The sequence below is a fragment of the Methylobacterium sp. AC315 genome, assembly GCF_979253755.1.
On sequence record NZ_CEEDEA010000091.1, the window covers coordinates 1 to 262 of the forward strand.

Genomic DNA, 262 nt, shown 5'->3' on the forward strand with positions numbered 1-262 from the left:
GAACCAGGAGCCACTCGCGGCGACGATCCTGATGCGCCGCGAGTGGCTCCTGGTTCTGGTAGCCTTCCGGCTGGCCGCGGTCGCGGCCGGCATCGTCTATCTATCCCGGCCGACCACGCTGACGGTGGCGGTCGGCCCCCCGGACGGAGCCGAGGCCGCGCTGATCGAGGCCTACGCGAACGCCCTCGACCGGAGCCGCGAGGCCGTGCGCCTCAAGGTCGTCCGCTTCTCGGACGTGCGCGACAGCGCCCTGGCGCTCCAG

At 72.9% G+C, this 262-nt stretch carries 1 pseudogene; it reads left to right on the forward strand.

The window, feature by feature from the left end:
- Positions 1-31 precede the first annotated feature (31 nt).
- Positions 32-262: pseudogene (locus AC0IY0_RS28830) on the forward strand (TAXI family TRAP transporter solute-binding subunit); the annotation flags it as partial.